The 8,078-nt window shown below is 42.9% G+C and carries 6 protein-coding genes and 1 CRISPR repeat array; of the genes, 2 read left to right on the top strand and 4 right to left on the bottom strand.

Translation table 11 applies throughout. The annotated features are described in order from the left end of the window. Window positions 1-237: 237 nt before the first annotated feature. From RM347_RS35190 to RM347_RS35180, 3 genes are all read right to left on the bottom strand, one after another. Complete coding sequence (locus RM347_RS35190) at window positions 238-1,122, bottom strand: hypothetical protein (RefSeq protein ID WP_322721094.1); 885 nt, start codon at window positions 1,120-1,122, stop codon at window positions 238-240. A gap of 71 nt (window positions 1,123-1,193) precedes the next feature. Next, complete coding sequence (locus RM347_RS35185) at window positions 1,194-1,787, bottom strand: DUF1517 domain-containing protein (protein WP_322721095.1); 594 nt, start codon at window positions 1,785-1,787, stop codon at window positions 1,194-1,196. 77 nt (window positions 1,788-1,864) lie between these two features. Continuing rightward, window positions 1,865-3,400, bottom strand: a complete 1,536-nt coding sequence (locus tag RM347_RS35180; RefSeq protein WP_322721098.1) for a pentapeptide repeat-containing protein — start codon at window positions 3,398-3,400, stop codon at window positions 1,865-1,867. A gap of 70 nt (window positions 3,401-3,470) precedes the next feature. Here RM347_RS35180 and RM347_RS35175 point away from each other — a divergent pair, with 70 nt between their 5' ends. Next, complete coding sequence (locus RM347_RS35175) at window positions 3,471-4,310, top strand: prephenate/arogenate dehydrogenase (protein ID WP_322721099.1); 840 nt, start codon at window positions 3,471-3,473, stop codon at window positions 4,308-4,310. 138 nt (window positions 4,311-4,448) lie between these two features. Further along, window positions 4,449-4,820: a hypothetical protein gene (locus RM347_RS35170; protein ID WP_322721096.1), complete on the top strand. Its 372-nt coding sequence runs from the start codon at window positions 4,449-4,451 to the stop codon at window positions 4,818-4,820. A 391-nt stretch (window positions 4,821-5,211) separates the two neighbouring features. Then, window positions 5,212-5,601: a CRISPR direct-repeat array (repeat unit 37 nt; unit sequence ATTGCAATTCATCAAAATCCCTATTAGGGATTGAAAC). Between the two features lie 432 nt (window positions 5,602-6,033). On the opposite strand, the gene RM347_RS35165 is transcribed toward RM347_RS35170, so the two are convergent. Then, a complete protein-coding gene (locus RM347_RS35165) occupies window positions 6,034-7,647 on the bottom strand; it encodes an NAD(P)H-quinone oxidoreductase subunit 4 (RefSeq protein ID WP_322721097.1) in 1,614 nt (537 codons plus the stop codon). Window positions 7,648-8,078 lie beyond the last annotated feature (431 nt).

Raw genomic sequence — 8,078 nt, 5'->3', positions numbered from 1 at the left:
AACTCGTAAATTCTCATGAAGGCTCGACCAACCAACTACATTCTTATTTACCACAATTAGCATAAGAATGCTGAATTTATTCAGCAATTCGCTTATATCCCCCGAATAGAATTCGGGGGATATAAGCATCACGCCTCATAAAGAGAAGTCGGAGGGTAATAAGTCAACCCTCCGACTTCTTTGTGCAACACACTACCTTTAATTGTTAGGCAGTTTATTTATTAAATTTGGAATTTCTTAACGGCGTCTGCTGCCAAAACCAGTTGAGCGACGGGGCGCTGAACTACGTCCACTACCAAAACTACTACCAGAATTGCGTCTGGGTGAGGTGGCTCTGCCAGAGGGCCGCAACGTACTACCACCAAAACCAGAACCAGAAGGACGGTTATTACCTGTAGTGCTACGCGGTGCATTGCGTATATTTGTATTTCCAGGATATGACCTTCTAATTGTCCCTGTATTGCGGAACGCAGTGCGATTTGTCACAGCTGCGGGTGGTGCATTGTAGCGAGTTTGGTAGCTTTGAACTGCTTGGCCATAGCTTGTACCATATCCACCGAAGCCACTTAATCCTTGTCCTGGGTAATAGGCAGGCGGTACATAATACTGGGGTCTAAACAACAGACTACCAAGTGCCTGACCGGCCAAGCTACCAGCCACAGACCCAGCAAACGGTGCCCAGAAGCTATTTTCTCGACGGACTACAACCGTCTCTTGTTGTCCTGTTTGAGGATTGGTTTTATTTTCGGTAACGTTGTGGACGTACTCAATTTTAAAGTCTTCCGTCAGATATAAAATTGGTTGCCCTTTTTCTACCTTTAGATAGGTTTTCTTGCCCTGCTTGATTTCATCATCAGTTAACCGTGCCATTTGCAAATTTTCGGTTGCAAAGGTTGGGGGATTATTGTTAAGTAAAAACAAGCTGTATTCACCAGTTGCATCGTCATAAGTAGCTTGTTGTATTTGATACTCTCCGTCACTCAGTTTGGTGGTATTAGAGGTTTGGCTAACGTTCTTAGCCGGAGGAGTAGTTTCGTTTCCCCCACCACAAGCGACAGTTGTCATACACAAACTCAGAGCTAAAAAAACGGCTGTAAATTTACGTACTATGGTCATGATCATTGGATTATTGTCCTATCTCTGAGCTTAACAATTTCTCGATGTGAGTAGTAAGTACGGACTACCCAACTAGATTACAAAGGAATCAATTCTGGGTAATATTGCAATAGTTGATCGCTAGTGAGTTCATCGCCCAACTGTGCTGGCGAGAAATGCACTTGGATTGCCTTCAATCTATGTTTATAATGCAAATTTATCAATGCTTTTAATCCTTCCTTGAGTGCCTGAACGTTAGAAAGGTCAGTTTCCAAATCTGGTACTTCTCCTTCATAAGCTACTGTAATCATCACAATGACGTTGCGAGTTACGGGTATAGATAAAGGTTCATTCAATCCAGAGCCAGAACCGTAATCTGGTTCACTGAGATATCTTTGGGCAGAGTCAGTAAATAATTCATTCACATAATCTCCCGCCTCGCCTTCATCAAAAAATACGTCACCTTCGTTAGCAGCAGAAAGCCAATATTCATCGTATTGCAGCAGGGTTTGGCTAATTTCTACCAATCCTTCTCCCAAAACTTCTAAATCGCCATCGGCATCGATCGCATCTCGTCCAGCACTATTTAATACTCCCAAAATTGGTGCTACCTCACCTCCCCCTAAGTGCAGAAATAGGCGAAAGACTACATAGCGAGTTCGACCGATCATTCTATTAAAGGTATCGCGCATTTTTGTCCTCCAAAAAGTTATTTTTCGTCATTTATTTTTTGTCATTAGTGATTTTTCCAATGCCCAATGCCCCATTACTAATGACTAATATAGTGAAATCCTTTGACAAAATCCATAACCATATCTAGTGAAGGCAATATATATTTTGTTGATTCACTAGACATATCATCATAAGCTGAAGCATTGAGAGCAGAGCGATTAATAAATCTTTTTCCAAAGTTGGGATGGTCATGGACAATCAAAGTGTGAGCGCTGGAATTCGTTAAAATTATTTGGGTTGGGGCTTTGCAAAAATTTAACTTTGCGGCTACTTCAATATTTTTTTTCGTCTGTTTAATTGTTGTAGCCTGACTCATGGCTTGCTCTATAAGATTATTTAATTGTTTCACCATTTGGGGCGATTTTAAATCTTGGTTTGCAACAACTTCACTGTTAATCATTTCCACCATACTGGAAATATTCTTTTGGGTAGATGCGGCATCTAAAAAGGGAAGAATCACAATGTAAGCAGTGGGAAATAATGCTTCGTCGCTATCTACATAAAAGGTGAAAACAGTTCGACGACGTCCACCTTCGATACTTGGAGGTTGTTTCAGCCCGCGGTATTCTTGAGCAATTTGGTAGTAAGCGCCAGCGATCGCAAAATTGGCTTCGTGTTCTAGAGCTGCATCAACAATAATCCGAATTGTTGGCGGTGTTTCGTTAAAAAAATCTCGTGACTCTTCAGTATGGAAGTTTTGGACAATGGAGCGATCGCCATTTGGGCTAAGATCAACCCATTCACAAACCATCCCTTCAGTTTTTAAACCAAACCTGGAGGTGGCATAAAGCTTGGCCCCAGTTAAAGTTGCTCCTGTTAAGTCAGCACCAATCCATTCTGCTCTAATTAATTTTGCCTGAGTTAAATTTGCGTGGACTAAACTCGTATTCGTTAAATTGGCATTGCTTAAATCTGCACCAATTAAGTCAGCCCCGCTCAATTTTGCGCCGCTCAAATCTGCCCACCGGAGGTTCGCTCCGCTCAAATCTGCCCCGCTCAAGTTAGCATGGCTGAGATTCGCTTGTCTGAGTTCGCCTTCTCGCAAATTTGCGCCGCTAAGGTCAGAACGACTGAGGTCACTGGCGTTTAAGTTAGCCATTTCCAAGTTGGCTCCGGTCAAGGAAGCACCTCTCAAGATAGACTCACTCAAGTTAGCGTGACGGAGATTCGCTTGGCGGAGCGTCGCCTCTCGCAAATCGGCACTGGTGAGGTCAGCTTCCAATAGATCGGCGCGACTGAGATCGGCGCGAATTAACTCGGCGCGGATCAATGAGGCTCCTCTGAGTTGAGCGCGACCCAGATCCGCTCGAATCAAATTAGCGACGTTGAGACTGGCGTTGTTAAGAATGGCGCTACATAGATTCGCGCCACTCAGTCTGGCTACATTCAGCTTGGCATTGCTCAAGTTAGCTTCACTCAGATTCGCGCCACTCAGGTTGACTATACTCAAATTAGCATCGCTCAGATTCACGCCACTGAGTTTGACCCCACTCAGATTGGCTTCTGGGAGTGCAACACCACTAAAGTTTAAGACTCCTGCTGCGTATTGTTCCAGTAATTCCTCTACAGTCATTGATGCTACCCCTTGGATGCCAACTTTAATAGTTGGTAAAGTCATAAAAAACGGAATGTCAAAATCAAAAATGAATATTGGGATTTTAGGACTGGGACTGATAGGCGGATCTTTGGGTTTTGATTTGCGATCGCAAGGACATCATATCTTAGGAGTTAGTCGCCGTGAAGCCACTTGTCAAAAGGCAATTACCCTCGGCAGTGTTGATGAAGCATCAGTTGACCTGAGCTTGTTGGCAGCGGCAGAAGTTGTATTTATTTGTACACCTCTAGCCCTTATTGTGCCCCAATTTAAGCAGTTGATCGCTCATTTGTCTGCCACTACCGTCGTGACTGATGTGGGTTCGGCAAAAGCACAGATAGTCAAGGATATTTCTCCCCTTTGGGATAATTTTATCGGCGGTCATCCAATGGCGGGAAGAACAGACAGTGGAATCGAAGCTGCACAGCGGCATTTATTTGTCGATAAACCTTATGTTCTAACACCGATAACTACAACACCAACCACAGTAATTACGGTGGTGGAAGAAATTGTGCGATCGCTGGGAGCGAATATCTACTATTGTCAACCTGAGCAACATGACCGCGCTGTTAGTTGGATTTCCCATTTACCTGTAATGGTCAGTTCCTCGTTGATTGCTGCTTGTTTAAGTGAAACCGATCCCGATGTTTTGGAATTAGCCCAAAAGTTAGCTAGTTCAGGTTTTCGGGATACTAGTCGTGTGGGTGGTGGGAATCCAGAGTTGGGTGTGATGATGGCGCGTTATAATCGTCAAGCATTGCTGCGATCGCTGCAACAATATCGTCACAATCTCGATGAGTTGACTAACTTAATTGAGCAAGAAAATTGGGCAGTTTTAGAGGAAAAGTTTAAATCAAGACAACAGGCACGACCCGATTTTGTTGAATAGTTTTCGGGTGCGTTATGGATAACCGAACGCACCCATTTTCACATTTGGTGAGTTAATTGATAAAGTTTGTTGCTTGCTTTTTTGTTAAATCAACTCTTTACAGCCACTCAATGATTCTAACAAGAAAATCTTTAAAAAATGCTACTCAACAGTTTGATAGTTACCAAACCGATGTACTATACAGAACAGATAAATTTACAAAAATCAACAATGGTAGAACGCCCAATCAAAAAATCGGAACGTCAGTCCCAAGAAAGCACTGACAAAAACTCCGAAAATTCGGATTCCATAACTCCTATTGAATCCAAACCCAACCCCAAAAGCTCAAAACCGAGCCGCGATCGTTCATCTGGTGGAGGGAAAAAATCATCATATAAGGATGAAAACAGGCAGCCAGTCAATCCTGCCTTAGCACGTGGTCCAAAACCCGTTAAACCTCCAGCCGCCAAGGTAAAAACAGAAGAACTCGAAACCGAATCAGAATCTACCTCTGAGGAGTCTCAAGACTAAGATTACAAGTGCCGCGTGTGATGTGGGAGGCTATAAGCAGATAAAGACTGAGATTTCTGGCTCCGAAGGCAGCGATCAATCTTGCCCCCCATCACCATTAGGTTATCGCGTAGCTTCTCAGAGAGTTCCTGTATGTCAAATGCGTCAATCAGTAGGTGTACAAATTCCACAGCCTAAAAAAAGTGCTTCTATCTCAACACCAGCAAGCATTTCACCCCACTAATCGCCCAATGGTGATTGACGCAATGTCTGAAATGCTTACAAAAACTGGGTTTCAGCCTTCAACTTTTCCCGACACTCTTCCCAAAGGAAGTCTCTAATGCTATGATTGCTCTAGATTGGCGCAACCGCACCTTGAAAACTAAATATAGCTTGGGTTTCAGGCTGTTGCATTGCAATTCATCAAAATCCCTATTAGGGATTGAAACTTTTTCTTCAGGGGTTAAACACCAATTATCAGATTGCAATTCATCAAAATCCCTATTAGGGATTGAAACAGCAAGTACTTTAATAGCAGAATCGATTTGTTTATTGCAATTCATCAAAATCCCTATTAGGGATTGAAACGCAGAATACAAACAAGCAAAAGCTAAGAATTTAAATTGCAATTCATCAAAATCCCTATTAGGGATTGAAACATCAAAAATAGTTTTAAGTGCTTCTAAGCTTCTTATTGCAATTCATCAAAATCCCTATTAGGGATTGAAACCTATAAAAATAGAACATTCCCATTTATCGATAGGCATTGCAATTCATCAAAATCCCTATTAGGGATTGAAACCCTTTGGTTTGGTTGTAGGAGAGTGCATATTGATTATTGCAATAGCAATGGTTTTAAGCAAATACGTTTTAGTTAGCGCCAAAAACCTTAAACTGCGTAGGTTGGGTTGAGGAACGAAACCCAACATTTCCAGGGCTTTGTTGGGTTGCGCTTTGCTTAACCCAACCTACAATTTTTCTTAACCCAAGCGTATTGGGTTTTAAAGGATTTAGACTTAAGTTGATACCCATCAGCGAGTTAGCCGTTTGTTTAGCTTTTGGCTATATCCTAAATCACGAAAAGTTTAGCGATTGAAATAACTTTAAATGACTTTGGGGGCTTCACCTGTCTTCAGGATATCTCTTGGCAAAATTTTAGGGGTGGTTTCGTAACCACCCCTTCATTCCCCTCATATTTAGAATTTAGTTGCAGTCCCCTTAATGGGAAATTAATTTACTCAGAAATATTAATCGAACTTTCAACTTGAGAAGTAGCTAATGTTGGTGCAGAGAAAATCCGCGAGTACAGACTTGATGGTTGTTGATGAGCAACGACTGGTAGAACTTCACGAGCATGGGCGGCTAATTCTACTGCCTTCACATCATAAGTCTGCGTTGCCAATTTGGGATAGAACCCGATACCGATGATTGGCAGCAGCAAACAAGCGGCAATAAATATTTCGCGGGGTTTGACATCAGATATTACAGCATCCAAGTGCAACTCCTCATTTTGCTCACCGTAGAACACTTGACGCAGCATCGACAGTAAATAAATTGGTGTCAAAATCACGCCAACTGCTGACAGCAGCACGACTACAATTTTGAAGCTGGAACTGTAAACATCACTGGTGGCAATACCGAGAAATACCATCAACTCACCCACAAAACCACTCATTCCGGGTAAGGCGAGAGAAGCCATTGAACCAATGGTAAACAGAGCAAAGGTTTTGGGCATTACCTTAGCCATACCGCCCATTTTATCCATCATCAAGGTGTGGGTGCGATCGTAAGTCACGCCAGACAGGAAGAACAAGCTAGCAGCAATCAAGCCGTGGGAAATCATCTGTAGCACTGCACCGCTGATACCCAGTTCTGTGTAGGAGGCAATCCCAATCAGCACAAACCCCATGTGGGCAATTGAAGAGTAAGCCAAGCGGCGTTTGAGATTGGTTTGAGCGAAGGCACAGCAAGCACCGTAGACAATGTTCACTACACCCAAAATTGCCAGCACTGGGGCAAAAGTCACATGGGCATTGGGCAACATTTCCACATTGAAGCGGATCAGGGCATAACCACCCATTTTTAACAACACACCAGCCAAAATCATTGAGCCGGGTGCAGATGCTTCACCGTGGGCATCAGGTAGCCAAGTGTGTAAGGGGAAAATTGGTAACTTCACGCCGAAGGCAATCAAGAAACCTGCATAAACCAACAATTCCAAGGTTTTCGGGTATTCTTTCATTCCCAGAGTCGCCATATCGAAGGTGACGGTATCTCCAGAGAATGCCATTGCAAAACCGGCAATCAAGATAAATATTGATGCAGCGGCGGTGTAAAGAATGAACTTGGTAGCTGCATAACGGCGGTTTTGTCCCCCCCAGATGGAAATCAGTAGGTAAACCGGCACTAACTCGATTTCCCACATTAGGAAGAACAGCAGCAAATCTTGGGCGACAAATACGCCAAGCTGGGCGCTGTACATCGCTAACATCAAACCATAAAATAATCGCGGCTTGGTGGTAACTTTCCAAGCCGCGAATATTGCGAGGGTATTTATTAAGCCTGTCAGAAGCAGTAAGGGCATCGATAAACCATCAACCCCCACAGCCCAATGCAAACCCAACTGCGGTACCCAAGGATAGTTTTCTACAAGTTGGAGTGTTGAGCTTTGGAAGTCGTACTTATACCAAAAGGCATAAATCATCAGTGCAAAGTCGGCGATCGCAACTCCCAGACCATACCAGCGGACGGTTCTACCTTCTTTGTCTGGAATCAGGGGGATGGCTAAGGCAGCCATTAAGGGTAAGAGGATTATGGCTGTTAGCCAGGGAAATTCAATAGCATTCATCACTTCTGACAATCAATTTGGCTTCTCGCTTTTGATTACATTATATTAAGGAATTTTTACTTTTGTAAACATTGTTTATCTTTATAAAGATAAATTTTTGATGTTGATAAGAATATATACTCATCAAATGTCATATTTTCAGGATAAATAAGAATAAATACTTATCGGATTTTGCCGTTTTCCATTTTAAATGTAAACTTTTGCAACGTCAACAAAAAACGGCAGCTAAGACCACCGTTACAATATCGTGATATTTTCTGGTTAAGTCCAATTGTCAAGGCTATTTGCAATCATGGGCAGGCAAGATGCCTACCCCATAAGAGTTTGATCGAATTTGATTATCAAGAAAGGCAAAGGGCAGGAGGCAGGAGGCAGAAGGGAATGCTGCAACAGTCCTCTGGCTGTGACCGAACCGAACTTGGGTCTAAAAC

Source organism: Nostoc sp. ChiQUE02 (assembly GCF_034531305.2).
Lineage (GTDB): Bacteria > Cyanobacteriota > Cyanobacteriia > Cyanobacteriales > Nostocaceae > Nostoc.
The sequence above is the reverse complement of the archived record's forward strand: the minus strand, read 5'-3'. Positions and strand labels throughout refer to the sequence as shown.

What these genes read in the sequence shown, in the direction of transcription:
- RM347_RS35185 (WP_322721095.1), bottom strand. Translation starts at nt 1,787, where the DNA reads ATGCGCGATACCTTTAATAGAATGATCGGTCGAACTCGCTATGTAGTC.
- RM347_RS35165 (WP_322721097.1), bottom strand. Translation starts at nt 7,647, where the DNA reads ATGAATGCTATTGAATTTCCCTGGCTAACAGCCATAATCCTCTTACCC.
- RM347_RS35170 (WP_322721096.1), top strand. Translation starts at nt 4,449, where the DNA reads ATGCTACTCAACAGTTTGATAGTTACCAAACCGATGTACTATACAGAA.
- RM347_RS35190 (WP_322721094.1), bottom strand. Translation starts at nt 1,122, where the DNA reads ATGATCATGACCATAGTACGTAAATTTACAGCCGTTTTTTTAGCTCTG.
- RM347_RS35180 (WP_322721098.1), bottom strand. Translation starts at nt 3,400, where the DNA reads ATGACTGTAGAGGAATTACTGGAACAATACGCAGCAGGAGTCTTAAAC.
- RM347_RS35175 (WP_322721099.1), top strand. Translation starts at nt 3,471, where the DNA reads ATGAATATTGGGATTTTAGGACTGGGACTGATAGGCGGATCTTTGGGT.